The organism is Achromobacter sp. JCM 18799, assembly GCF_055395645.1.
The window spans coordinates 1-23,237 of record NZ_AP043865.1 but is presented as its reverse complement, the minus strand read 5'-3'; the positions used below and the strand labels follow the sequence as shown (position 1 = coordinate 23,237).

Here is a 23,237-nt window from a genome sequence, read left to right as displayed (position 1 = left end):
TGTCGGCACCAATGGAAGAATTCGATCCGCGCGACCCGCTGTTTAAGGGTTGCACGCGGCCGGCGATGATGTTCGGCGTGCCATTGGTGCCGCTGGCCGCCGTCTCGGTCGTGGTGATCCTCCTGAGCGTTTGGACGACGGTGTTTTTCGCGGCCACGCTCGTTCCCATCATCTTGACGATGCGACAAATCGCCAAGTCGGACGATCAGCAGTTCAGGCTCTTGGGCCTGAAACTGCTGTTTCGCGGCGTCAACTACAACCACAACGCGAAGTTCTGGAAGGCATCGGCCTACAGCCCCTTCGCGTTCAAAAAACGCAAGTGAGGCGATATGTCTGCACAACCTAAATATCTCAAGCAAGTAAGCAATGAAAGGGCGGTCGCGCCCTTTGTGCCGTACAGCAGCCACGTTTCGCCGAACACCATCGTCACCAAAGACGGTGACTTCATGCGTATCTGGAAACTGAGCGGCATCAGTTTCGAGACGGCCGACGCGGAAGACATGCTTCTGCGCAAGGATCAACTGAACACGTTGTTTCGCTCCATCGGGTCGAACCACGTCGCGCTGTGGTCGCATAGCGTTCGCCGCCAGACTTCGGACAGGCTCAAATCGACGTTTGAGAACAATTTCTGCCGCGACTTCGACAAGAAGTATTTCGACAGCTTTGCCGGCTATCGCATGATGGCAAACGAGCTGTATTTGACGGTCGTTTATCGCCCCATGCCGTCGCGCATGGACAAGGCGATGGCGAAGACGGCCCGCCGCTCGCACGCTGAAATCATGAACGATCAGCGCGCGGCAATCCGCAAGCTGGACGAAGTGGCCTATCAGATCGAATCCAGCATGCGCCGCTATGGGCTGGAAGAACTGACCACCTACGAAGATGAAAACGGCGTGCTTTGCTCGCACGCTTTGACCTTCTTGAACTTCCTCATTTCTGGCGAATGGCAGAAAGTGCGCGTGCCATCGGCACCGCTGAATGAATACCTGGGCACGGCCTGGGTGTTCGTCGGCACCGAGACAATTGAAATTCGCTCGCCGACCAAAACCCGCTATGCGCAGTGTGTGGACTTCAAGGACTACACCGCGCACACGGAGCCGGGGATTCTCAATGGCTTGATGTACGAGGATTACGAGTACGTCGTCACGCAGTCCTACAGCTTCATGGCGAAGCGCCAGGGCAAAGAGTTTCTGGAAAAGCAAATGAAGCAGCTCCAGAACGCCGAAGACGGCAGCGCGACGCAGATTCAGCAGATGAAGACCGCCATCGACCAACTGATTCAGGGCGAGTTCACGATGGGCGAATATCACTATTCGCTCATGATCTTTGGCGACTCGGTGGAAAAGGTGCGCCGCAACACCACGTCGGCCATGACGATCATTCAGGATCGCGGCTTTTTGGCCGCCCTGGTCGCCACGGCCACCGATTCCGCGTTCTATGCCCAACTGCCTTGCAATTGGTCGTACCGGCCTCGCATCGCGGGCCTGACCAGCAAGAATTTTGCGGGCCTCTCGTCGTTCCACAACTTCACGGCCGGCAAGCGTGACGGCAACCCTTGGGGCGATGCCGTGACGCTGTTCAAGACGCCTTCGGGCCAGCCGCTGTACTTCAATTTTCACTACTCGAAGGGCGACGAAGACGCCTACGACAAAAAGCTGCTCGGCAATACCCGCATGATCGGCCAGTCCGGCGCGGGTAAAACCGTGATGCTGAACGCGCTGCTGGTCGAGTCGCAGAAGTTCAAGACCAATGCGCCGATGGGCTTCACGACGGTTTTCTTCGACAAGGACGAAGGCGCGAAGCTGTGTATCAAGGCTATCGGCGGCAAGTATCTGTCCGTGAAGAACGGCAAGCCGACCGGCTTCCAGCCAATGCAAATGGAGCCGACCGAATCCAACATCCTTTTCCTCGAAAAGCTGATTAAGGTTCTGGTGTCCGGCGAACACAACCGCGTCACCACGACGGATGAACATCGCATCAGCCATGCGGTGCGAACCGTCATGCGGATGCCTCGCCAGCTTCGCCGGCTCTCTACCGTGCTGCAAAACATGACCGAAGGCACGGACAAGGAAGACCGCGAAAACAGCGTGGCAAAGCGCCTGTCGCGGTGGTGCTACGACGACGGCCGGGGCAAGCAAGGCCCGCTCGCGTGGGTGCTGGATTGCCCGAACGATGAAATCGACTTCACCACGCATAACAACTACGGCTTCGACGGCACCGACTTTCTCGATAACGCCGACGTTCGCACGCCCATTTCGATGTACCTGCTCCATCGCATGGACACGATCATCGACGGCCGCCGCTTCATGTACTTCATGGATGAGGCGTGGAAGTGGGTCGATGACGAAGCGTTCTCGGAGTTCGCCGGCAACAAGCAATTGACCATCCGCAAGCAAAACGGCCTGGGCGTGTTTGCGACACAAATGCCCAGCAGCTTGTTGAAGTCGAAAATCGCATCGTCCCTGGTGCAACAGGTGGCGACTGAAATCTACCTTCCTAATCCGAAGGCCGACTTCATCGAATACACCGAAGGGTTCAAATGCTCGGTCGCGGAGTTTGAAATCATCCGCAGCATGGGCGAGGAAAGCCGGATGTTCCTTATCAAGCAAGGCCACACGTCCATGATTGGGCGTCTTGATCTTGGCGGCTTTGATGATGAGCTGGCTATTTTGTCGGGCAGTCTCGATAACAACGAACTGCTGGATGAAGTCATTGCCGAGGTTGGCGACAACCCCGACAACTGGCTTCCAGTGTTCCACGAGCGCCGCAAGGCTCGCGTGGCGTCTTCAAAACTCCAAGTGGTGAGGTAATCAGCATGAAAATGAAAAAGGTTCTTCTCGGCGTCACGCTGTCGGCGCTGATGTCTTCGGCAGCGTTCGCGCAAATTCCCGTCACTGACGGCGCATCCATCGCGCAAAGCATCGCCCAGCAGGTCGAAACGATTGCGAAGTGGAAGATGCAGTATGACCAAATGATGAGCCAGATCGAACAGGCCAAGCAGCAATATGAATCGCTGACTGGCTCGCGCGGCTTGGGCACGATCATGAACAATCCCGCGCTGCGGGATTACCTGCCGAACGACTGGCAGGGTGTCTATGACGCCGTGAAAAACGGCGGCTATGACGGTCTGAGCGGCACGGCCAAGGCCGTGTACGACGCGAACAAGATTTTCGATAGCTGCGAGCGCGTCAGTGCAGGCGATCAGCGCAAGGCGTGCGAAGCGCGGGCCGTGAAGGCATCGCAGGACAAGGGCTTTGCCCTGGACGCCTACGACAAGGCCAAGGGCCGGATCAACCAGATTGACCAGCTCATGGCCAAGATCAACGACACGTCCGACCCGAAGGCCATCGCCGAACTGCAAGGCCGGATCGCGGCCGAACAGGCGAACATCCAGAACGAGCAAACGAAGTTGCAGCTCTACGCGATGGTCGCGCAGGCCGAAGAAAAGGTGCAGGCCCAGCGGCAACGCGAGATTCAGGCCAAGACCTGGGCGGCAAAGAAGCCCATTCAGGTGCAGCCGCTGTCGTTCAGCAACTAAGCCAGTTGGCGACAGAAGCCGCGCCACCTGGTGCGGCTTCTGTCACCATAACCCGATGACGATGGGCAGCACGCCCGCTGTCCCCAAATAGGAGATTCACCGAATGAAAAAACTGACCGTTTTGCTGGTTGTAGCGGGCACGCTGTCGATGTTGGCCGGGTGCAAGGAAGACAAGCCGGCAGCGCCGGCCGAAGTCGTTCAAACCGTGGACTGGTACAAGGCCCACAAGGCCGAACGCGCCGAAGTCCTGGCGAAGTGCAAAGCGAACCCCGGCGAGCTGGCCGCCACGCCCAATTGCGTGAACGCCAGCCGCGCCGATTCGTCCTCCACATGGAGCGCGAAGGGCGGCGGCGTCAGCCCGGTCAAGCCATTGACGGCTGACGACATCAACAAAAAATAGGCGGGGAATCATGGAATTTATGAGTATCCAGCCCGTCGCTCTTGAGCTGTTTTTGGCGATGAAATTCCTATTCGCTACAGGCGTCACGCTCTATATCGCATTGACGGGCTATGCGTTGTCAACGGGCGCTATCGACGCGCCCTTTTGGTCGTTCGTTCTTGCCTCCTTCAAGGCAATCGTCTTCCTGTTCTTGTGCCTCGAAGCGGTCAAGGTCATTACATCCATCGGCTGGGCGACGAAGGTTGTTCGCGCTCTATCTCGCATCCAACCACAACATAAGTCAGGGAGTTGAACTATGGACCCGATGGTTTTTCAATTCATTGGCGAGACGGTCAAGAACGCGACGGATGCGTTCGTGCAACCGGCCGCGTCCAGCCTCATGTTCGCCCTGCAAATGGTCGTGCTGACAGGGGTAACGCTCTACATCACCATGACCGGCTATGCGATTTCGACGGGTGCCGTCGAATCGCCGTTTTGGACGTTCGTAAAGCAGTGCTTGAAGATCATCATCATTGCCTTCTTCGCCCTGACCGCTGACGGCTACATCAGCGGCGTGATGAGTGCCATCAATGGCCTGGAAGGCGGCTTGTCGCAGGCGATGAACTCAAGCGGCGGCACTCCGATGAACATCTATCAAGTGCTGGATCAGTCGATGGGCAAGGGCTTCGAGCTGGTCGGCATCTGCTTCCAGCGGGCCGACGAAGCCGGCTGGAATTTCGGCTCTGTGTTGGGCTGGGCCATCGCCGGTATCGTGGTGGCCGCTGGCACGGTGTTGGTCGCCATGCTCGGCGGCGCGGTCGTCATCGTGGCGAAGTTCTCGCTTGCGGTGATGTTCGCGCTTGGGCCGCTGTTCATCGTGGCCTTGATGTTCCCGGCCACGGCCCGGTTCTTCGATAGCTGGTTCTCCCAGGTCATGAACTACGTGCTGACCATCGTCATCATGGCAATCGTGATGACCTTCGCCATGAAGGCATACGACGCATTCATTGCCGGCGCTGACTTCTCCGGCGATGGTGACAGCAACCCGATGTTTGCAGCTCTGCAAATCGGGGCGCTGACGGGCGTTCTCTGCTGGATCATCCTGCAAGCGGGCGGCATGGCCTCCGGGCTGGCCGGTGGCGTCTCGATGGCTGCTATGGGCATCCGTCACTTGATGTCGCCGGTTTCGGGCGGCCTGAACGCCGCGAAGACGGCGGGCAACATCGCCAACCCGATGACCACGCGGCGCGACATGCAATCGGGGATGATGGTCACGGCTCGCCGGGCAAACCATCTGGTCGCGGGGAACACGATGTGGAACCCGGCCTATCGGCAGCACGTCATGCAGAACATGGGCAAGAACTGGGGCAAAGCCACTGGCGGTTCTGTCAAGCAATAAGAGCAAAAAGGCCGTCCTGTTTTACCAAAAACAGGGCGGCTTTTTTTCGCCCGACGATAACCAAGATAGGGCACTTTGGCCGCAAAGATAGTATAATCTGGCCTGCACCTGTCAACATCAATGAAGGACTCCGCTCATGAAGCAAGCATTTGTCGTCTTGTTGGTCGTCGCCCTCGCGGGCTGCGCGACTAACAAAGCGGTCTTGCCTTCTCTCGAAGGCAAGCCCCGCGTCAAGATCAACCAGCAAGCGCCCGTTCCTGCGGCTCCTGCACCAGTCACCAACGAAACCAAAGGGGAGTAACAAGCATGTTCGGAAAGAAACCTGGGGTGGAAACGCCCACTGACGAAAAACCTGTCTTCGAGCAGGCGATCAATTGGGAGTCCTCGCGGGTGCTCTCCGTTGAAAAATCCGAACGCCGGGCATGGCGCGTTGCCTTCGCTTCGGTCGGTGTTGCTGTCCTGGCGATTGCCGCCATCGCCATGATGATGCCGCTCAAAGAGTCGGTGCCCTACGTCATCCGCGTGGACAACACGACAGGCGTTCCTGACATCGTGACGGCTATCACCGACAAGGCGGTGACGGGCGATGAGGTCATGGATAAATACTGGCTCGCCCAATACGTGCGCGCCCGCGAAACCTACGACTGGTACACGCTGCAACGCGACTACAACACGGTCGGCCTGCTGTCCTCGGCGAACGTCGGCCAGGGCTACGCCCAGCTCTTTGAAGGCAAAGACGCCCTGGACAAGACCTACGGCAAGACGGTTCGCGCGACAGTTGAAATCCTGAGCGTGGTTCCGACCGGCAAGAACACCGGAACCGTTCGCTTCATCAAGACGACGAAGCGCGTCGATCAGGAAGGCGCACCGGGCACGGTGACGAAGTGGGTCGCCACGGTGGCCTATGAGTACCGCAGCACGGCGCTTATCAAGGAAAGCGCCCGACTGGTGAACCCCTTCGGCTTTCAAGTGCTGACCTACCGCGTTGACCCTGAAATGGTGGGGAGCGTCCAATGAAACGACTCGCCTTGATTCTTGCGCTCTCGGCGGCCTTTGGTGCCGCCCACGCGGCCGACGTGCCGCAAGGCTCGAAGTTCGACAACCGCATCCAGTACGTGAACTACAACCCCGGCGACGTGGTTGTAGTGCGTGCGGTGGCCGGCCTCGGTGCCCGCGTTGTCTTCGCTCCTGGCGAAACGATTCTGGATGTCGCCTCGGGCTTTACCCAAGGCTGGGAATTCTCGGATCGCCGGAACATTCTCTACATCAAACCGAAGTCGGTCGTCGTCGGCCAGGGCGTGCCGGCGATGGCACCGGAAGCGGGCAAGTGGGACACCAACTTGATGGTGACAACGAACCTCCGCATGTACGACATCGACTTGCATCTGCTGCCGAGCAACAACAGCGGCAAAGCGCCTGCGAACCGTGTCGCGTACCGCGTCGAATACAGGTATCCGGCCGATGAACTGGCGGCGGCAAAGGCGCTGGCTGAAAAGCATCGCGCGCAAGCGAAGCTCGATGCCAAGCCCGAACCTCGGAACTGGAACTACTCGATGCAGATCGGGGACGCCTCGGAGAACATCGCGCCGACGATGGCCTATGACGACGGCCGTTTCACCTACTTGAAGTTCCCGAACAACCGGGACTTCCCTTCGGCGTTCTTGGTGGCTGCTGACAAGACGGAAAGCCTTGTGAACAGCCATATCGACCCGGCCGTGCCGGACACGTTGGTTCTGCAACGTGTGTCGAAGGAAATGGTTCTGCGCCTCGGTAACGCGGTCGTGGGTATCTACAACGACAGCTTCGACCCTGACGGCGTGCCAGCCAATCAGGGCACGACGGTTCCGGGCGTGAAGCGCGTCATCAAAGCCGGGGAGATCAACTAATGAGCAATCAAAACAATCCTGAACAGGCCGTTGATTCGCTGCCGGGCGAAGAACGCGGCATGCCCAGCGTCAACGAAACCGGGCCATCGACCGCGAAGCGCGGCTTGATCGTCATCGTCATTCTGTTGATCCTGTGCGCGGCCGGTGGCGTCGGCTACTGGAAGTACAAGAAGAACGCGGCCAAAGCCAGCGAGTCGGCGGCGCAAAAGAATTTGCAGCTCTCCAGCGCCGTACCGGCTCGCACGTTCCAAGAGCCGCCCGCGCCGAAAGAGGCACCGCCTCTGCCGGGCGCTGCGCCCGTTGTGCCGGCCCCATCGGGTGCGGCCCCTATCGGGGTAGCTCCGGCCCTTCCTGGCGCGTCTGGCGGCCCCGTAGCGTCCAATGGCAAGCCTGTTCCGCCCCTGGACAAGTCGGGTTCCTCTCTCATGGCCGTTGCAAGCAAGACGAACGCGGGCGGCAGTGAAGGCGGGCAACCGGGCGCGGGTGCAGGTGCCGGCAGCGGCGGCGACCTGGGCGCTTCGGGCGGCATGGCTGAAATGCTGACTTCGACGCGGACGGGTACGCGCAAGGCCGGCATGCTCGGCAACCGCAACTTCATCTTGGCGAAGGGCAGCTTCATCGACTGCGCCTTGCAAACGCGCCTGGATTCCACGGTGCCCGGCATGACTGCGTGCGTCATCACGCGCAACATCTACAGCGACAACGGCAAGGTGCTGTTGATCGAACGCGGTTCGACCGTGACGGGCGAATACAAGGCCAACATGCGCCAAGGCATGGCCCGCATCTTCGTGCTGTGGAGCCGCATCAAGACGCCGAACGGTGTCGTCATTCCCCTGGACTCGCCCGGCACCGACCAGCTCGGCGGCGGTGGTGTTCCCGGCTACATCGACAACCACTTTTGGCAACGCTTCGGCGGTGCGCTCATGCTGAGTTTGGTTGATGACGTGGCACGCGGTCTGACCTCCAACACCGGCAGCGGCGGCAACAGTCAGTTCAATTTCAACAGCACTGGCGATGCCACCCAAAACATGGCGGCGGAAGCGTTGAAGAACACCATCAACATTCCGCCAACCCTCTACAAAAACCAAGGCGAGCAAGTCGGTATCTACGTTGCCCGCGACTTGGACTTTTCGAGTGTTTACGATGTCGCAGCGCAATAACAGCAACGAATACATCGCTTCCGTTGACCGGGCCGCCTCGGTCAATTACCACCTTGAATTTGCCAAGGAATGGATGGAAGACCCGACCATCACGGAAATCTGCGTGAACCGGCCGTTTGAGGTTTTCTGCGAGCGGCAAAACGTATGGGAACGGCACGAAGTGCCGGGCCTGACGCAAGATCACTTGCTGTCGCTGGCTACGGCCACGGCCAAGTTTTCGAGCAACGACGTTTCGGAAAACCGGCCGATTCTCTCGGCCATCATGCCGGGCGGTGAGCGCGTGCAAATCGTGCTGCCGCCTGCTTGCGAGCATGGAACGGTGTCGGTCACGATCCGTAAGCCGTCATTCAATGTTCGCACCCTGGGCGACTACGACAAGCAAGGCTTTTTCAAGCACATCAAGCCGCTGACTGGCGACTTGACGGAGCAAGAAACGGAACTGGTGCGACTCAAGGAAGACGGGAACTACATCGACTTCCTGCGCCGGGCCGTCCAGCTCGAAAAGGTCATCGTGGTGGCCGGCGAAACCGGCTCGGGCAAGACCACCTTCATGAAAGCCTTGATGCAGGAAATTCCTGCTGACCAGCGCATCATCACGATTGAGGACGTGCCCGAACTGTTCTTGCCCAGCCATCCGAATCACGTCCACCTGTTCTATCCCAGCGAAGCGAAGGAAGAAGATAACGCGCCGGTCACGGCCGCCGCGCTTCTGAAAAGCTGCCTGCGGATGAAACCCACGCGCATCTTGCTTGCCGAGCTGCGCAGCGGCGAGACATTCGACTTCATCAACGTGGCCGCCTCGGGCCACGGTGGCAGCATCACAAGCTGCCATGCCGGATCGTGCGACCTGACGTTTGAACGGCTGGCCTTGATGGTCTTGCAGAACCGCCAGGGCCGCACACTGCCTTACCCGGTGATTCGCCGGCTGCTGTATCTGGTGGTGGATGTCGTGGTGCATGTCCACAACGATCTAACAGGCGGTGCAGGCCGGCACATTACCGAACTCTGGTATGACCCGATGATGAAGCGCGCACCGGCTCCGAAGGACTAAGGGGCATGCGGGCGAAGGCCATCAGCCAGGATCAGCGCGCCTTGTGCGCGCTGTTTGCGTTGGTGACAACGGATCTTCCTCGATCGCGCGATTCTGTCGCCATCGGGAACCCTCCGCGCTTCGCTTGGGCAACCGCTTCGGTTGCATCCCGCGTCGGTTCTTGCCCGACTGTCTGCGGGGGCAGGCGCTGCGGGCGTTGCCCTTGTCCTACCCCCTTGCCGATAGGCTCTATGGCCTCCATCAGCATCAAGGGTGAAGGCTTCGCCCGCCATCCTCACCCGTTCGGTGCTCGCCCTGCGGGCTGCGCTCCGCGTGCGGCCTCCGGTGTCGCCCTTGACGCCGATTCCAGCCAGGACACGGCCACGGCCCCGACGTGGACGGGAACGAAAAACCCGGCACGCTGGCCGGGTCGGTTTGGTGACGGCCGCGAGCTGGCCAGGTCGTCGCATCGTCACCAATCAACTGACCGGCAATCCTCGCCATTGGCGACAACTCTCTGCAACCTGGTGGCGTGGCCCGTCACCAATGCGCGATAAGGACTCAACTTATGGAAATGCCAAAGTGGCTTAAATGGGTGTTGGGCGTGGTGGTGTTCATCGCCGCCACGGTCGGCGCTGTCTGGCTGGCCGGCTTCTTCTTCTTCGCTTTCAGCAAGACGAACCCGTTCGGCAAAACCGACTTCTCGACGTGGTGGACGTACTGGCAGTTTTACCAAGCTGACCCGGTGATTGCGAAGCGCCTCAAGGTGTCGGGCATCGTGGCCGCCGTGGTGGCCTACGGTGCCCCCATCGTGGCACTGATTGCCGCTATGCGCGAAGTGCGTTCGCTGCATGGTGAAGCCCGCTTCGCCAATGCCGGCGAGATTGAAAAGGCCGGGCTGTTCGGCAATACCGGCATCATCATCGGCAAGCTGAAAAACCGCTTCTTGATGTTCGCGGGCATGCAGTTCGTCTTGCTGGCCGCGCCGACTCGCTCGGGCAAGGGCGTCGGAATCGTGGTGCCGAACCTGCTCAACTACAGCGAATCGGCCGTCGTCCTTGATGTGAAGCTGGAAAACTTTCTCATCACGTCGAAGTTCCGGGCCAAGCACGGCCAGGAAGTGTTTTTGTTCAATCCGTTTTCCAAGGATGGGCAAACGCATCGCTACAACCCGCTGGGCTACATCAGCGACGATCCACGCCAGCGCGTGACGGAAATCTTGGCAATCGGCTATGCCCTGTATCCGGGCGGCGGCAAAGACACCTTCTTTGACGATGCGGCTCGAAACCTGTTCCTGGGCCTGTGCCTCTACCTTTGCGAAACGCCGGCATTGCCGCGCACCATCGGCGAGCTGCTGCGCCAGTCCTCGGGCAAGGGCCAGCCCATCAAAAAGTATCTGCAAGACCTGATTACCGCCCGGAATTTCAGGGAAGAAACCACCATTGACGACGACGGCGAAGAAGTCGTGACGCTGGTTCCGATTGAGCAATGGGACGGCGAAGGCTTGCCGCCGCTGTCGATGGAATGCGTTGACGCACTGAACCGCTTCACGTCCACGTCGGACAACACCTTGTCGAGCATCCTGGCATCGTTCAACGTGCCGTTGACCATTTGGGTTAGCCCGCTGGTCGATGCCGCTACGGCCGCGAACGACTTCGACGTTCGGGACGTGCGCAAGAAGCGCATGACGATCTACATCGGCATTCCGGCAAACAAGCTGGCCGAAGCCGAGTTGCTGATTAACCTGTTCTTCTCGCAGTTGATTAACCTCAACACCGACGATCTGCTGCACTCGAAACCTGAGCTGAAATATTCCTGCCTGCTGCTCATGGATGAGTTTGCCGCGCCCGGCCGGATCGGCATCATCGACAAGGCAAACGCCTACATGGCCGGCTACGGTCTGCGGCTGCTGACCATCATCCAGTCGCCCGGCCAGATCGAGGCCGAACCGCGCAAGGGCTATGGTCGTGAAAGCGCGCGCACGCTGATAACGAACCACGCTTGCCAGATCATCTACACGCCACGCGAGCAAAAGGACGCGAACGAGTATTCGGAAATGCTCGGCACCTACACGTTCAAGGCCAAGGGTCTAAGTCGCCAGCTCGGCGGCAAGGCGGCCGGTGGTCGAAGCGAATCCGAGTCGGATCAAAAGCGGGCGTTGCTCATGCCGCAAGAACTCAAGGAAATGAGTCAGCGGCAACAGATCATCAACCTTGAAAACACCAAGCCCATCAAGTGCGAAAAGATCGCCTACTTTCAGGATCACGTCTTTATCGACCGCCTCAAGTCGGTTGCGCCGTCGCTGGCAAAGCTCGGCAAGAAACTGCCGACGAAAAAGCAGCTTGAAGACTCTTGGGGTTCCGGTGAATGCGCCGTCGATGTGCCATACCTGAACCTTGATCTACATGAAGCGGTCGTGCAGGCCCGCACGCGCGAACTGAAGCCGGCCGACGTGGCGAAGGGCATCGACCTTCGCACGCTGGCCCTGGACTTCTCCAAGGTGCCATTGCCCGAAGGTGCAGGCATCGAGCCGGAACAGGTGGAAGCGTTCGTTGACGGCTTCTTTGACGCCCTGGACGCGACAAACAGCTACGACGACAGCGAAGCGCCGGAAGTGGATGAAGACGGGGCCAGCGAACGCCCAAGCGATGACGAACTTGCGGCACTGGATGCGCAGGCGGCCGACGACGACGGGCAGGAAGTCGCGGTGAATAGCATTGAGCCGGCCGACGATGAACCGGCCGACGAATTGGTGACAAGTGCATCGAGGCCTGGCGGCGCTTCTGTCGCCAAGCCTGAAACGCACGCGGAACCTGAACCCGAACCGGATCACGGCCTTGGTCATGACCAAGCCGACATTGAGCCGGACGGGCCTACGGACGAAGACCTTGCCGCAATGATGGAAGACTTCACGCCACCCGATGACGGGATGATGGATGAAGCCGACATGCTGGCCGCACTGGATGAAATGGAAGCGGTGCCGGAGTATGTCGAGGAAGCCGAAAATGACGCGCCAATACTCGATTTGAGCGTGCTTGACAAGCCCCTTCCTTCAATCAAAAATGCGGAATAGGCATTGAATTTGGTCGTCGCTTTTTAAGCGGCGACTAATGCGGGCGCAGCCCAAGAGTGACTTTATCGAGAGTCACATTTTTTTATCGTTAGGAGCCAATCATGAATGAACGCACTGCCGGTTCTCCGGCTGTTCAACGTACTGCCAGCAACACCAAAGTTGTCGGCGGCTACTTGCACAAGATTGAAGAAGTGCCGAAGGAAGTTCGGGACTACGCAATCAACAAGCTAAACCCGGTTGATGCTGCCGGGGAACGCATCAAAGACGCCCAGGGCAACAACATCACCGCCCGCATTTCCACCGCAAAGGAAAACGGCAGCTACTACGGCCCCGTCATCCTGAACAATGAAAAATTCCTTGTTCAAGCGGTCGGCAAAGAACGGCTCTCGGCCGTGGTTCATCACAAAGACGACGTGGCTCTGCAAGGCGCTTCGCTTGCCCTGCTGGATGCCAAGAAGACGATGAACGGCACCAATGTTCAAGTCCACTACACCGGGGATAAGGCGAAGGCTTATCACTGGTCGGACAAGAGCAAGCAAGCGGCCGATCCTGCCAAGGACGCGCCAGAGAAAGCACCCCAGCAAGCGCCTGTGAAGGAAGCCATGAAGGCCGAAGACTTCATGAAGCAGGCCGCCGACTACGCCAAGGAAAACATCAAGAACACGAACCAGCGTGAGGCGTTCTTGAAGCACCTGGGCAACGTCACCGAACAGGCTTTCAACAAGCAGCCGGAAGCCACCAAATCCACGCCCGCGCCTGTGCAGGCTAAACAAGCCGATACCGGCATCGAACGATAAGGAGCGGGATCATGGCAGACACTTTTGATGTGGTTGTAGGCGCAAACAAAACGCGATACGCGAGCGCCAAAGAAGCCGGCGCGGCCTTTTTCGAGGCCGACATTACGCAACGCCCTGGCGTTATTCATGGCATGCCGGCTGGCCCCGGTACTGGCCCTGGTGGTAGCGGCCGTTTCATGGCCGAAACCGCCGTGCATGGCGAGTACGAAGACGGCAGCAAGCGCTACGTGAAGGGCTTGCCCTACTCCGACAAGGAAGCCGATAAGGACTTTCGCGCGGGCTATGTCGAAGCCCTGGACAAGTCGGTGAATGAACGCCTCAAGGCGGCCGATTGGGAAGCCGCGAAGCCGGCGCACCAGTCGGCAGCACCGAAGCTCGATCCCCGCCTTTATGACGATCTGGAACAGCTCTCGAAGAACGATTTCGAGAAAGCCGCCAAGGCTTGGGAAGAACACGCGCCGAAGGGCACTACCGGCCCTACCTTCGTTGATCGTGAATGGAAGCGTCAGAACGATGAAGCGAAGCAGATTGCGGCCGTGCTGGATGCGTCTGAACGCGGCCCGGCTTATGGCGTCATGACCTTGAACGACAAAACGGTTACGTCGATCCGCTTCGAGCGCAGCGAAAAGGACGGCGAACAGGCGTTCAACGTCTCGTTCCATATGGGCAACAAGACCGTGGGCAAGCTCAAGGACATTGACGCCGACACGCTGGCCGACTCGGTGGGCGACAAGAACGCCAAGGCCATCATGGAGCATGGCGAAGCCAAGGGATCGTTGAAGGGCGAAGCCCTGATGAACGAATACGGCATGACGCCGGAAGAAAGCGCCCGGCGCGCGGCCATGAAGGAAGCCCGCAAGGCCGTCGAGTTGATCCAGCTCGAACAGCTCGAACCTGACGCGGCCGACGAAAAAAACATGGTGGAGCCGGTCAAGGAAAAAGAACTCGAAGTGATCGACGGCAAGGAAGCCGTCGCCCGCGCGAACCTGCTTCGCCAACGGGAACGCGAGCAACTGGCCCGCGAACAAGAAGCCCTCGGCATCAAGGCCGAAGGCAAGCGCATCGACGTTGAAAACCTGTCCGAAAAGGCGCTGGAACAGGACGACGCGAACGACATCGCCGAACGGACTGGTGGCACCACTGACCGGGATTCGCAGCAGTTCACAGAACGCGAGAAAAACCGGCAAGTGGAATTGATGGAACAGGTTCATAGCCAATTCCGCGTTGCCGGGGCGAAGTTCTACTTCAAGGATCAGCCGGGCAAGCTCGCCATGAAGGACAAGGGCGAACGCATGGTGTCGGCCTCCAACGATGACCGCGTGGCAAAGGCTATGGCTACGATGGCCGAAGCCAAGGGCTGGAAAACCATCAAGGTTTCCGGCCATCCCGACTTTCAGCGGGAAGTCTGGATGGAAGCCAGCTTGCGCGGCATCGAGGCGCGCGGCTACAAGCCCACGGAACAGGATTTGAAGCTGCTCGAAGACAAGCGCGAACGAGCCATGCACAACACCGTTGAGCGTGACCAGACGGCCCGCGAGCGCAAGCCGGAACAGCAGCGCCAAGACGCCGGCCGCAAGACAGATTCAGCGCGCCAGGAACGCCCCGTAGCGGCCGACAAGGCCGAAGGCAAGGGGTTGGCAGGGCAGGCGGTCGAAACGGCCGCCAAGGTGGCATTGCGGGCCTACGCTGGCCGGGTTCTTGAACACGGCGCGGCGAACTTCAACCATGACCCGAAGGAAAAGCCGAACTACTTCGTGAAGCTGGCAACCGACCAGGGCGAAAAAACGGTTTGGGGCGTCGATCTGAAACGCGCCATGTCCGAAGGCAAGGTGAAGGCCGGCGACGATGTGAAGCTGGAATATCGCGGCAATACGCCTGTCACCGTGGAAGCTCTGAAACGGGACAAGGCCGGCAACGTCATCGGCAAAGAGGAAATCACGACGAACCGCAATCAGTGGGACGTGCAAAAGTCGGACAAAGCAAAGGTCGCCGAAGCCGTCGCCTCGGCCTTCATCGACTCCAAGGTGAAAGACCCTGCGCAACGTGAAGCCCTGAAAGCCGCTGTCGGCGCTCGCATGGCCGAACGTGAAAAGGCCAACAAGGTGCCAGCCGTGCCCGTGTACGACAAGGCAGCGCCTGCCAAGTCGCAGCAGCCGGAACGCACCGGGCCAGTGGTCGAACGCAACGCGGAGCGCACCCGATGAGCGGCCCGACGACGGCACCAGTGGACGGCCGCAGGGAATTGAAGCCCGAAGGCCACGAACTGCTTTTGATCGCCAACGAATCGCGCTTGCTCGATAAGGTGGTGGACGGCGCTTGGCAGTCGAATTACATCGGCTCGCGCGGCGGCCTTCCCAAAGGCTTGTATGACTTGACCGGCGCGGAACGGCCGGGCAAGACAGGGGCCACAAAGTCCTTTGAAGGCAACGTGCTGCACGTTGATAAAAAGCATGTGTATCAGCTCCAATCCAACGACAAAGGCAAGTCGAACATGGTTCGGCATGATCTTGCGTTGTACAAGGCACCGCCCGCCATCGGCACGATGACGAAGGTTGACTATGTGCGCGGCGCTGGGCAGGTCGTCGGCCGGGAGCAAACGCTGGAACGCTGACGCTGAATCTGTCTTGAAAATCGAAAAGCGCCTTGTCACACAAGGCGTTTTTCTTTTGTGCGGTCTGCGCCGTGGTGACACCGCGGCAACCTGGCCAGCTCGCTTTTGTCGCCATTCCTGGCGGCCTTCTCGATGGTGACAGATCCCGCCGGCGCCGGCGGATCTGTTGTCACCAATCCGCACCGCCCGCCCTGCCCGCCTTCCTTGGTGACAAAACCCGCGCCCTGGTCGGCCCGGGTTGTCGCCAATGCTCTGCGCAAGTCATTTGCGCCGTGGCTGGGAATGCACACCACGGATGCGCAAGACAGTTTCAGCGCGCCTTATGATTACAAAGTGCTTGCCAAGATATATAATCTTGGTTCTACAACAAGCCACATATCGGAGTCACACAATGCGCAAATTGGTCGTTCTTTCCAGCATCCTAGCTTTGGCCGCGTGTTCATCGCCGCCAAAGCCGCCAGTGGTGGACGGGTCAAATCGTCACGCCGTCAACACTCCCGAGACAGCCGAAACGATTGCACTTCGTGCAAAGCTCGCGCAGGCAGAAGAAAAACTTCGCGTTGAACAGGCCCGGCCGGTGATTTCACCGGCCGTTTTGCAGCCTGCCCCGCCGCCGCCTGCACGCTCTCGCACGTTCAGCGTGCATTTCCCCTACAACGGCACGAATTTCAATCTGAGCGCCGACGACAGCGCGCAACTGCTGCCGCTGCTCGCCAAAGCGCGCCGGATCGAGGTTCGCGGACGCACGGACGGCCAACGCCCCAGCACTGCGGACGAAAAAATAGCCCTGAATCGCGCCCTGGCTGCGCAACGGTTCTTGATCGGGCAAGGAGTTTCACCGGCCATCATTTCGGTCAACTACGTGTCGGCCGGTGATTACGTTGCGGATAACTTTTCAGCGGTCGGACGCTCGCTGAATCGCCGCGTGGACATCGAAGTTTTTAACCAGTAGGAGGAAGATTTTCATGAAACGTCTCGCCATCACATCCGCGCTCGCCGCGATGTTCATCACGGCAGCGCCCGCGCATGCCGATGATGGCCTTTTCACGGGTGACGTGCGGCTCGCTTGCGAAGCCGTGCTTTGCCTGTCGTCGGGAACCCGGCCCAGCGAATGCACGCCGTCGATTCAGAAGTATTTCAGCATCACGGCAAAGAAGCTGTCGGACACGATCAAGAAGCGCAAGAGCTTCTTGAACCTCTGCCCGGCCGCAACGCAAGACGCGAAAATGGTCGCCCTGGTGGACGCGATCACCAACGGCGCAGGCCGTTGCGATTACGCCTCGCTGAATTCGACTCTGCGCGTGTGGAACAGCTACGAAGACGGCGCGGGCTACATCAGCAATGCCCTGCCTTCGTACTGCACGGCCTACAACGGCAACGCCTACACCGACATCAAGGCACCGCGCTATGTCGGCGTGCCTGAGCGCGGCGGCTATTGGGTCGAGGCCGACAAGTACGACGCAGCCCTTGCGGAATACAACCAGCGCATTGCAGCCGAAGACGCAGCACGGCGCGCGAACGACTACGGCGGCGGCGGCTCCTGAACCTCCGTGACTGGCCCAGCTCGCGGGCCGACAACCCAAGGGGAAAGCGGGCAACCGCTCTCCCCTGTTTTTTTAGGATGGGCTAACTATGGAATCAGCAGATAACGAAACATCGGGCGGCATACCGTTCAATCAATATCGGCTGTCGTGGGTGGCATACGTCCGGGCCGTGGTGGTGTTCTTCTTCCTCTCGGCCCTGGCCGTCGCCCTGGGCGCGCTGAATCAGTCTTTGAGCGTCGTTGCCGTCCTGGCAGCACTGGCGATATTCGCCTATCAGGTGCTGTACCTGCGTAGCATGATCCTGTTCACCAACGATGACGGCGTTTGGCTCTTTCGCGGTGTCCTGCCCTGGAACAAAGGCATCATCGGCGTGAAATGGCGGGACATCGAGGACGCCGTTTTCTTCACCGGCTTTGTGAGCTGGGCTTTCAACTCCTATTCGATCCGCGTCGGCCATCGCTTCACGAAGGCCAGCGAACTAACAATTGCGAACGTGAGGGACGGCCGCAACGCTGTCGCCCATATCAACGAAGTCCACCGGGCCAGATTGGGCGATTCGTACCGCTGAAAAGGGAGAAACGCAAAAAAGAAACGCGGATGATCCGCGTTTTTTTTCGCCTGCTTACCGGGTCTGCTCGTCGCCCGGATTCGCCCTGCCCTGCTCCTGGCGTTGCGGCTGCTTTGGCTCCGTCTCGCGCTCGGCGGTCTGGCCGCCAGTGCCGCGCAGGCTCTGCACAAGCGCGTCATGCTTCGTCACGACTGGCGGCATGGTCTGCACCAGTCGAACGATGTTGAGGGCAATTTGCTTGTCCTCTGGCTCGCCGGTCGCCAGCGCCCGCGCGATCTGGCCGTATGCCTTCTGCGTGTCCTTCCGGGCCGCGCTGATATTGTCTTGCGCTGGGTTGGCGCGCTTTTTGCCTGTCTTCACCTCGGCTTCGGCGTCCTGCTTTCTCGCCCTGGTGACGCGGGCCGGCTCCTGGCGCTTGCCCTGCTGGAATTCGGCGTCAATGTGACGCACGGCCTGTTTCTCGGCCTTCTGCACCACACCCCGCGCCCGGCGCGGTGTCGCATTCGCTTCTATGCCCTGGTCGCGCAATTTCTCGGCGAACTGTTCTCGCCAATACTGCAAGTCGCCCTTCCTCGGGTTCAAACGGATGCCGTCATTGCCAACGGCCTTGACGGCAAGGTGAACATGCGGGTGCTTCTCGTCGTCATGGGCGGCGAAAACATACTGGTGGTTGCCGAACTCCTGCTTGGCGAACTCTCGCGCGGCGTCCTTGACGGCCTGCCGGTCGGTGCCGGGCGGCATCGACAAAACGATGTTGAAGGCTTCCTTGCGCTTCTCGCCTTCGTAGGGAATGCCGATTTTTCCCTTTGCCCATGAGTCGCGCACGTCGCGCACGGCCTCCATGCCCTGGTGGATGTCGCCGTTTTCGTCCTCTATCTCCACCTCGCCATTGCGCGATATGTAGTCCATGTGCGCTTTGATGTGCTTCATGTTCTTGCCGCCGCCCGAGATTTTCACCATGACTTCGGCCGTCTTCTTGGCCGTCCTGGCTACCTTCTCTTTCGTGGCTGGCCCGCTCGGTGGCGAAGGCTTCGCGGCCCTGGTGGTGCCCCCGCTGCGGATGTTGCGGCCCTTCGACCCCTTGACCGGCGAATAGTGAAGGCGCTCGCCCCAATCCTTGATGATGCCGTCGATTACGGTCTTGCTCATTCGATGTTCCACCGTTCAAGGCTGGCACGAATGGCGGTGCTGACTTTCTCCGTATGCGCGTCGATGATTCCGCGCAGCCGTTCGATTGATTCAATCGTGACGGAATCGCGCCGCCCCTCGTTCATGGCCTTGGCTACTTGGTTGAGGTTGCGCCCGATGGCAAGCAACTGATAGTTCGACTCGCCCAGCGCGTCGATTTCCTTCATGCCGAACTGTGGTTCGCGCGTGAGGCCCGCCCGGATCGCGTCGATGATCCACCGACGTTGTGAACAACGCTCAAGGTTGGCGCGCTCCTGCACGGCCGCCTTTTCGGATTTGGTCATGAGGATTTCAAACCGCACCTTGGGTTCGTCGTCGGGCGCTTCGCCCGTCTGACGCAAGGGCGGCGGTGGATTCTTGGCCGCCTTCGCTAACTGCTGCTCGATGGCCTCTTTCAGAGCTGCGCCGGGCTTTTTCCCCAGGGCTTCGCAATAGTCCGACCACGGTTTCTTCAACGCACCCAGGTACAGGTTCAGATAAGGGTTCTCTTTCTCCATAACGGGCTTCCAAGGTCAATGACAACAAAAGTGGGGGGGAACAAAGCGCGGACTACGCGCGTACTATACCGGCGATTAGCCTATCCTGCAATAGCCCACACCCCCCCACACTTTTGGTCATGACCAAGCGTTTTTTGCTCTTGGGATTGATAACGTGGTCTTGAAAGCGCCCGATAGAACCATCTGTGCGGGATTTCAGGCACGGATTGTTCTCGGGCAAAAAAAAACCGCCAAAACTTGGCGGTATCGGTCACGTCTAATGCGGCCTACTCCGTAGGCCGGCATTCCTCTTTCAGCAGCCGGGAACCGACTGCAAGCCCTCTACGCTGGAACTGGCCCTGTGCGAGTTCAAGCGCGTACTTGGCGGGCTTCATCGACAAATGGTATTCGTCGGAATGGGGCGTCATGTCCTCGATGGCAAACAAAGTTCCATCCTCGGAAACGAACGCGATAGATAACGGAATTCGGGTGTCTCGCATCCAGAAGGCCAGCTTGCCCGGTGGGTCAAAGGCGAACAACATTCCCGGCCCGGCATCGTCGCGGTTGGAAAGTCCTTTCGCCTGCTGGGCCTTCGTTCGTGCAACGGGAACGCCGCGAAGCTGGACGTTCCCGGTAAAAGACAGGTCGCATACTTCGGCCACGTCGGCGGCTTGCGCTTGCTGCCTGCTGGCAGCAAACGCAAGCAACGCACCGGCCACGATCAAGCCGGCAGCGCCTTTCAGGATCGCCGGTTTCATGGTCATTTCTCGGCTTCGGTCAGCAGGTTGATTTTGCAAGCGCCCGCATCTACCTCTTGATCGCCGCCGCCGTCCTCGAAGCGAATGTGAATCAGGCCGGCAGTGGTAGGGCGACGATTCAGCAAAACGGCCGCCGAACGCCCGTCGAACTCCACCAGCAAAAGCGGCTTGCTCATGCGGTCGGGATCGGACACGGCCCGGCCCTTGGGCCAGCTTGTCAGCTCGCCGGTATCACGCCCGCCGTCGCCTTCCTCGCCAGCGCCTGCACCTTCGCCCTGGTCGTTTTCGCCGCCCTTCTTGCCGGCCGGCTTGGTCTTGCTGCCTTCGCCTTCGGCTTCACCAGCGCCGCCACCGTTGCCGCCCTGGCCTTCGCCAGCGCCGCCCGGAATTTGGTCATGACCAAATTTCGAGGCTTCACCGTTACCCGCCTGCTCGCCGCTTTGCTGGCCTTCGCCAGCAGCGGGAGCCGGGGCGGGCTTCTTCTTGCCCTTCAACTCGTCGGCCAGATCGGCAACGGTCTTGCGCGTAATCTCCACTGCATCGGCGCACCATGCTTCGACTTGCTCGGGGAACTTCTCATGCAAGCCGCGCAGCTCGTACAGGGTTTTAGGCGACGTGCATTTGCCGTTGCTGTATGCGTCTTCGATGCACGCGGGCGGGTCGATCAAGGCAAGGTGCTGGGTGATGATCGCGCCGTCTTTGCCCAGGTTCTTTGCGATGGCCTTCTTCTGGTCGCCAGCGTCCAAACGCTTCTTGATGAAAAGCGCAAGCTCCATCGGCTTCAAGTCGTCGCGCTGGATGTTCTCAATGACTTGATCGTAGTCATCGTGCGCTTCGTCAACGAATGCCGGGATGGTCGCCCGTCCAGCCGCAAGCGAACCACGATAGCGGCGCGCGCCAAAGTTCAACATCCACTTGCCGGGCTTGCTCGGATGGGTGCGAACCGATACCGGCGTCTTCACGCCTCGCGCCCGAACGCTGTCGGTCATTTCCTGCATGGCTTCGGGCGTGAACTCCTTGCGCGGCTGGTCGGGGTCTTCCTCGATGTCGGCAAGGGGAATGTCCAGCGGCTTGCCGGTCGGCTGCGCCGCCCCGGCCACGGCCGGGGCAGTGGGCTTTTCTTCCAGTGCGGAAAGGTCGAGTGCCATTTATTGAACCTCCATGATTGAAGCGATTTTTTCAAATACCGGCTTGATCTGCGCCCACGCATCGCGGCCGCTGGTCTTGCCGAGTTTCCAAACTGGCACGCCTGCGGCCTGGGCTTCGGGCACGGCCGTAGTCTTCTTGATCGCGGCAAAGCCTGCATCCATCGGGATCAGCAGCTTGGCGAAGTGCGTCGAAAGCTCGCGGAAGTTATCGCGCTGGAAGGGCGTCGGCTCCACCAGATTCGGCAGGATGCCAATCAATTCCAACTTGGGATTGATCGCGGCCTTGATCTTGCGAATGCCGATGGTGTCGTGATTGAGCAAGTCGCCGATACCGTCGATGGCTTCCTGGTTCAATTGCAGCGGCGACAGAACGTAGTCGCTGACCACCAGCGACGAAAGCTGTCGAATGTCCGGGTTCGGGTTGGTGTCGATGATGCAAACGTCGAAGTCGTTATGCACGGCTTGCAGAAACGATTGCAGGTTCGACGCGAAGCTGTTGTGCCTGTCGGCCTGCTTTTCCATTTTCAGCAGCTCGGCGTTATCCGCCGCCACCAAGACAAATTCAGCGTCTTCCACGCCGCCGACCTTGTGAGTCAAAAGGCGGCTGGCCGGCATCTGCGACACGGTGGCAATGCCTCCGGTCTTGATCGCCTTCGAGCTGTTGCGTTGGTGGTCGAAGTCGATCACCAAAACGCGCTTGCCCATGATGAGGTGAAAAAAGTAGGCCAACTGGACGGCCACGGCCGACTTGCCCACGCCGCCCTTTTGGTTTGCGAGAACTGTAGTTTTCATGCCCGAATGCTCCTTAAAAAAGTCCGAACTGTTGTCGGTGAAGTGGATACGCCGTTTTCTTTGAGAAACGCCACGATCTGGTCAACCGTGTAACCCTTGTCCCGAAGGGTCTGCATCTGCGCGGAATACGGCTCAAGTGCTGAACTCGCCAATTTGGGTTTTTCCCGGCTCATGAATTCTTCAATGCGCAGGTCTTCGGCCTTGGCGAGAAAACGGCCACGAATCACGTTCGCTTGCTGCGGTGACATCGTGTGTGCCGCTGCCGCCTCGGACAGCGACACACCTTCAACGATCAACGCCTTTGCAACGCCCAAGGAACGCTCTGACCATCTTTTGCATTTGGACGCCACGCGCTCAAATTGCGCGGCATCCATCCTTGGGGCAGGGGATGTCATGAGTTATTCACCCGCCCGGCTGAACTGGTCGCGCTTCTCTTTGCCCGGCGCACCGAATGCGAAGTCTTCCACGATGAAGTTGTAGCCGTACACGGTTTCGCCGTTCTTCTCGTAGTCGTTGTTTTCGACGCGGTAGTCAATGATGAGTTGATCGCCCTTCAAGGCGTTCTTTGCGATGGCCTCGGCCTTCGCGCGGAAGGCGGTGAACTGGATCGCAACGGCACGTTCGCGGGTCTGGCCGGTGTCCTTGTCCTTGCCTGCGTACTCGTTCGCAATCAAGGTGAAACGCGCCACGGCGCGGTCGCCAGTGCCGGTTACGGTGGCCGGCCGGGCAAGGTTGCCGACAAAAACATTCTTCTGCATGGTGTAGCTCCTTCGGTTCGCGCGGCCAGGATTGACCGTAAGCACATTATAACACCCATAAAACAACCGATGCAACAACGATAAAACAGAATAAAACAAATGAGAAACCGCAAAGGGCAGGGAAACCCCTAG

The 23,237-nt window shown here is 59.4% G+C and carries 25 protein-coding genes; 18 read left to right on the top strand and 7 right to left on the bottom strand.

Annotated elements, in window-relative coordinates; all coding sequences use genetic code 11:
• Positions 1–11: 11 nt before the first annotated feature.
• From ACZ5YA_RS00125 to ACZ5YA_RS00040, 18 genes are all read left to right on the top strand, one after another.
• Positions 12–323: a VirB3 family type IV secretion system protein gene (locus tag ACZ5YA_RS00125; protein WP_238824245.1), complete on the top strand. Its 312-nt coding sequence runs from the start codon at positions 12–14 to the stop codon at positions 321–323.
• 6 nt (positions 324–329) lie between these two features.
• Positions 330–2,810: a VirB4 family type IV secretion/conjugal transfer ATPase gene (locus ACZ5YA_RS00120; protein WP_464090933.1), complete on the top strand. Its 2,481-nt coding sequence runs from the start codon at positions 330–332 to the stop codon at positions 2,808–2,810.
• 11 nt (positions 2,811–2,821) lie between these two features.
• Positions 2,822–3,538 carry a P-type DNA transfer protein VirB5 gene (gene virB5, locus ACZ5YA_RS00115; protein WP_079420769.1) on the top strand — a complete coding sequence of 239 codons (717 nt, stop codon included), beginning with the start codon at positions 2,822–2,824 and terminating at the stop codon, positions 3,536–3,538.
• 103 nt (positions 3,539–3,641) lie between these two features.
• On the top strand, positions 3,642–3,938 hold the full coding sequence (locus ACZ5YA_RS00110; protein WP_464090932.1) for an EexN family lipoprotein: 297 nt from the start codon (positions 3,642–3,644) through the stop codon (positions 3,936–3,938).
• A 10-nt stretch (positions 3,939–3,948) separates the two neighbouring features.
• Positions 3,949–4,230, top strand: coding sequence for a type IV secretion system protein (locus ACZ5YA_RS00105; protein ID WP_464090931.1), 282 nt, complete (start codon positions 3,949–3,951; stop codon positions 4,228–4,230).
• Positions 4,231–4,233: 3 nt separating this feature from the next.
• On the top strand, positions 4,234–5,316 hold the full coding sequence (locus ACZ5YA_RS00100) for a TrbL/VirB6 family protein (RefSeq protein ID WP_311230478.1): 1,083 nt from the start codon (positions 4,234–4,236) through the stop codon (positions 5,314–5,316).
• Between the two features lie 136 nt (positions 5,317–5,452).
• On the top strand, positions 5,453–5,617 hold the full coding sequence (locus tag ACZ5YA_RS00095; protein WP_154048555.1) for a conjugal transfer protein TraI: 165 nt from the start codon (positions 5,453–5,455) through the stop codon (positions 5,615–5,617).
• A 5-nt stretch (positions 5,618–5,622) separates the two neighbouring features.
• A complete protein-coding gene (locus ACZ5YA_RS00090; protein WP_173278879.1) occupies positions 5,623–6,333 on the top strand; it encodes a VirB8 family type IV secretion system protein in 711 nt (236 codons plus the stop codon).
• Positions 6,330–7,202: a P-type conjugative transfer protein VirB9 gene (gene virB9, locus ACZ5YA_RS00085; protein ID WP_311230477.1), complete on the top strand. Its 873-nt coding sequence runs from the start codon at positions 6,330–6,332 to the stop codon at positions 7,200–7,202. Before ACZ5YA_RS00090 ends, virB9 begins: the two co-directional genes overlap by 4 nt.
• Complete coding sequence (virB10, locus tag ACZ5YA_RS00080; RefSeq protein ID WP_079420781.1) at positions 7,202–8,362, top strand: type IV secretion system protein VirB10; 1,161 nt, start codon at positions 7,202–7,204, stop codon at positions 8,360–8,362. Before virB9 ends, virB10 begins: the two co-directional genes overlap by 1 nt.
• A complete protein-coding gene (virB11, locus tag ACZ5YA_RS00075; protein WP_464090930.1) occupies positions 8,346–9,413 on the top strand; it encodes a P-type DNA transfer ATPase VirB11 in 1,068 nt (355 codons plus the stop codon). Before virB10 ends, virB11 begins: the two co-directional genes overlap by 17 nt.
• A gap of 547 nt (positions 9,414–9,960) precedes the next feature.
• The gene (locus tag ACZ5YA_RS00070) at positions 9,961–12,465 is read left to right on the top strand and encodes a type IV secretory system conjugative DNA transfer family protein (protein WP_154048556.1); all 2,505 of its coding nucleotides are present in this window, start codon (positions 9,961–9,963) and stop codon (positions 12,463–12,465) included.
• Between the two features lie 101 nt (positions 12,466–12,566).
• The gene (locus ACZ5YA_RS00065) at positions 12,567–13,262 is read left to right on the top strand and encodes a KfrB domain-containing protein (protein WP_173278881.1); all 696 of its coding nucleotides are present in this window, start codon (positions 12,567–12,569) and stop codon (positions 13,260–13,262) included.
• Positions 13,263–13,273: 11 nt separating this feature from the next.
• Complete coding sequence (locus ACZ5YA_RS00060) at positions 13,274–15,466, top strand: LPD7 domain-containing protein (RefSeq protein ID WP_173278882.1); 2,193 nt, start codon at positions 13,274–13,276, stop codon at positions 15,464–15,466.
• Positions 15,463–15,873 (top strand): KfrB domain-containing protein, encoded by a 411-nt coding sequence (locus ACZ5YA_RS00055; protein WP_154048557.1) that lies wholly within the window; start codon positions 15,463–15,465, stop codon positions 15,871–15,873. Before ACZ5YA_RS00060 ends, ACZ5YA_RS00055 begins: the two co-directional genes overlap by 4 nt.
• A 391-nt stretch (positions 15,874–16,264) precedes the next feature.
• Positions 16,265–16,825 carry an OmpA family protein gene (locus ACZ5YA_RS00050; protein WP_169836801.1) on the top strand — a complete coding sequence of 187 codons (561 nt, stop codon included), beginning with the start codon at positions 16,265–16,267 and terminating at the stop codon, positions 16,823–16,825.
• Positions 16,826–16,838: 13 nt separating this feature from the next.
• Positions 16,839–17,417 (top strand): TrbM/KikA/MpfK family conjugal transfer protein, encoded by a 579-nt coding sequence (locus ACZ5YA_RS00045; RefSeq protein ID WP_079420793.1) that lies wholly within the window; start codon positions 16,839–16,841, stop codon positions 17,415–17,417.
• An 88-nt stretch (positions 17,418–17,505) separates the two neighbouring features.
• Entirely contained in the window at positions 17,506–17,985 is a 480-nt protein-coding gene (locus ACZ5YA_RS00040) for a hypothetical protein (RefSeq protein ID WP_169836802.1), read from the top strand.
• Positions 17,986–18,039: 54 nt separating this feature from the next.
• Here the strand turns inward: ACZ5YA_RS00040 and ACZ5YA_RS00035 are convergent, their stop codons facing one another.
• The 7 genes from ACZ5YA_RS00035 to ACZ5YA_RS00005 all read right to left on the bottom strand — a co-directional run bounded on the left by ACZ5YA_RS00035 (position 18,040) and on the right by ACZ5YA_RS00005 (position 23,105).
• A complete protein-coding gene (locus ACZ5YA_RS00035; RefSeq protein ID WP_079420795.1) occupies positions 18,040–19,134 on the bottom strand; it encodes a relaxase/mobilization nuclease domain-containing protein in 1,095 nt (364 codons plus the stop codon).
• Positions 19,131–19,670 (bottom strand): plasmid mobilization relaxosome protein MobC, encoded by a 540-nt coding sequence (locus tag ACZ5YA_RS00030; protein WP_012274937.1) that lies wholly within the window; start codon positions 19,668–19,670, stop codon positions 19,131–19,133. Before ACZ5YA_RS00030 ends, ACZ5YA_RS00035 begins: the two co-directional genes overlap by 4 nt.
• A gap of 266 nt (positions 19,671–19,936) precedes the next feature.
• The gene (locus ACZ5YA_RS00025) at positions 19,937–20,407 is read right to left on the bottom strand and encodes a DUF192 domain-containing protein (protein ID WP_169836803.1); all 471 of its coding nucleotides are present in this window, start codon (positions 20,405–20,407) and stop codon (positions 19,937–19,939) included.
• 2 nt (positions 20,408–20,409) lie between these two features.
• The gene (locus tag ACZ5YA_RS00020) at positions 20,410–21,555 is read right to left on the bottom strand and encodes a ParB/RepB/Spo0J family partition protein (protein ID WP_173278883.1); all 1,146 of its coding nucleotides are present in this window, start codon (positions 21,553–21,555) and stop codon (positions 20,410–20,412) included.
• Positions 21,556–22,347, bottom strand: a complete 792-nt coding sequence (locus tag ACZ5YA_RS00015) for a ParA family protein (protein WP_412473092.1) — start codon at positions 22,345–22,347, stop codon at positions 21,556–21,558.
• The gene (locus ACZ5YA_RS00010) at positions 22,344–22,742 is read right to left on the bottom strand and encodes a hypothetical protein (RefSeq protein ID WP_079420803.1); all 399 of its coding nucleotides are present in this window, start codon (positions 22,740–22,742) and stop codon (positions 22,344–22,346) included. Before ACZ5YA_RS00010 ends, ACZ5YA_RS00015 begins: the two co-directional genes overlap by 4 nt.
• 3 nt (positions 22,743–22,745) lie before the next feature.
• A complete protein-coding gene (locus tag ACZ5YA_RS00005; protein WP_079420805.1) occupies positions 22,746–23,105 on the bottom strand; it encodes a single-stranded DNA-binding protein in 360 nt (119 codons plus the stop codon).
• Between the last annotated feature and the right edge of the window lie 132 nt (positions 23,106–23,237).

Excerpts from the sequence above, each read along its gene's own strand:
- ACZ5YA_RS00105 (WP_464090931.1), top strand. The coding sequence starts at position 3,949 with ATGGAATTTATGAGTATCCAGCCCGTCGCTCTTGAGCTGTTTTTGGCG.
- virB9 (WP_311230477.1), top strand. The coding sequence starts at position 6,330 with ATGAAACGACTCGCCTTGATTCTTGCGCTCTCGGCGGCCTTTGGTGCC.
- ACZ5YA_RS00030 (WP_012274937.1), bottom strand. The coding sequence starts at position 19,670 with ATGGAGAAAGAGAACCCTTATCTGAACCTGTACCTGGGTGCGTTGAAG.
- ACZ5YA_RS00070 (WP_154048556.1), top strand. The coding sequence starts at position 9,961 with ATGGAAATGCCAAAGTGGCTTAAATGGGTGTTGGGCGTGGTGGTGTTC.
- ACZ5YA_RS00045 (WP_079420793.1), top strand. The coding sequence starts at position 16,839 with ATGAAACGTCTCGCCATCACATCCGCGCTCGCCGCGATGTTCATCACG.
- ACZ5YA_RS00100 (WP_311230478.1), top strand. The coding sequence starts at position 4,234 with ATGGACCCGATGGTTTTTCAATTCATTGGCGAGACGGTCAAGAACGCG.
- ACZ5YA_RS00065 (WP_173278881.1), top strand. The coding sequence starts at position 12,567 with ATGAATGAACGCACTGCCGGTTCTCCGGCTGTTCAACGTACTGCCAGC.
- ACZ5YA_RS00005 (WP_079420805.1), bottom strand. The coding sequence starts at position 23,105 with ATGCAGAAGAATGTTTTTGTCGGCAACCTTGCCCGGCCGGCCACCGTA.
- ACZ5YA_RS00035 (WP_079420795.1), bottom strand. The coding sequence starts at position 19,134 with ATGAGCAAGACCGTAATCGACGGCATCATCAAGGATTGGGGCGAGCGC.
- virB11 (WP_464090930.1), top strand. The coding sequence starts at position 8,346 with ATGTCGCAGCGCAATAACAGCAACGAATACATCGCTTCCGTTGACCGG.
- ACZ5YA_RS00020 (WP_173278883.1), bottom strand. The coding sequence starts at position 21,555 with ATGGCACTCGACCTTTCCGCACTGGAAGAAAAGCCCACTGCCCCGGCC.
- ACZ5YA_RS00050 (WP_169836801.1), top strand. The coding sequence starts at position 16,265 with ATGCGCAAATTGGTCGTTCTTTCCAGCATCCTAGCTTTGGCCGCGTGT.
- virB10 (WP_079420781.1), top strand. The coding sequence starts at position 7,202 with ATGAGCAATCAAAACAATCCTGAACAGGCCGTTGATTCGCTGCCGGGC.
- virB5 (WP_079420769.1), top strand. The coding sequence starts at position 2,822 with ATGAAAAAGGTTCTTCTCGGCGTCACGCTGTCGGCGCTGATGTCTTCG.
- ACZ5YA_RS00010 (WP_079420803.1), bottom strand. The coding sequence starts at position 22,742 with ATGACATCCCCTGCCCCAAGGATGGATGCCGCGCAATTTGAGCGCGTG.
- ACZ5YA_RS00120 (WP_464090933.1), top strand. The coding sequence starts at position 330 with ATGTCTGCACAACCTAAATATCTCAAGCAAGTAAGCAATGAAAGGGCG.
- ACZ5YA_RS00060 (WP_173278882.1), top strand. The coding sequence starts at position 13,274 with ATGGCAGACACTTTTGATGTGGTTGTAGGCGCAAACAAAACGCGATAC.
- ACZ5YA_RS00025 (WP_169836803.1), bottom strand. The coding sequence starts at position 20,407 with ATGAAACCGGCGATCCTGAAAGGCGCTGCCGGCTTGATCGTGGCCGGT.
- ACZ5YA_RS00055 (WP_154048557.1), top strand. The coding sequence starts at position 15,463 with ATGAGCGGCCCGACGACGGCACCAGTGGACGGCCGCAGGGAATTGAAG.
- ACZ5YA_RS00015 (WP_412473092.1), bottom strand. The coding sequence starts at position 22,347 with ATGAAAACTACAGTTCTCGCAAACCAAAAGGGCGGCGTGGGCAAGTCG.
- ACZ5YA_RS00125 (WP_238824245.1), top strand. The coding sequence starts at position 12 with ATGGAAGAATTCGATCCGCGCGACCCGCTGTTTAAGGGTTGCACGCGG.
- ACZ5YA_RS00040 (WP_169836802.1), top strand. The coding sequence starts at position 17,506 with ATGGAATCAGCAGATAACGAAACATCGGGCGGCATACCGTTCAATCAA.
- ACZ5YA_RS00095 (WP_154048555.1), top strand. The coding sequence starts at position 5,453 with ATGAAGCAAGCATTTGTCGTCTTGTTGGTCGTCGCCCTCGCGGGCTGC.
- ACZ5YA_RS00090 (WP_173278879.1), top strand. The coding sequence starts at position 5,623 with ATGTTCGGAAAGAAACCTGGGGTGGAAACGCCCACTGACGAAAAACCT.
- ACZ5YA_RS00110 (WP_464090932.1), top strand. The coding sequence starts at position 3,642 with ATGAAAAAACTGACCGTTTTGCTGGTTGTAGCGGGCACGCTGTCGATG.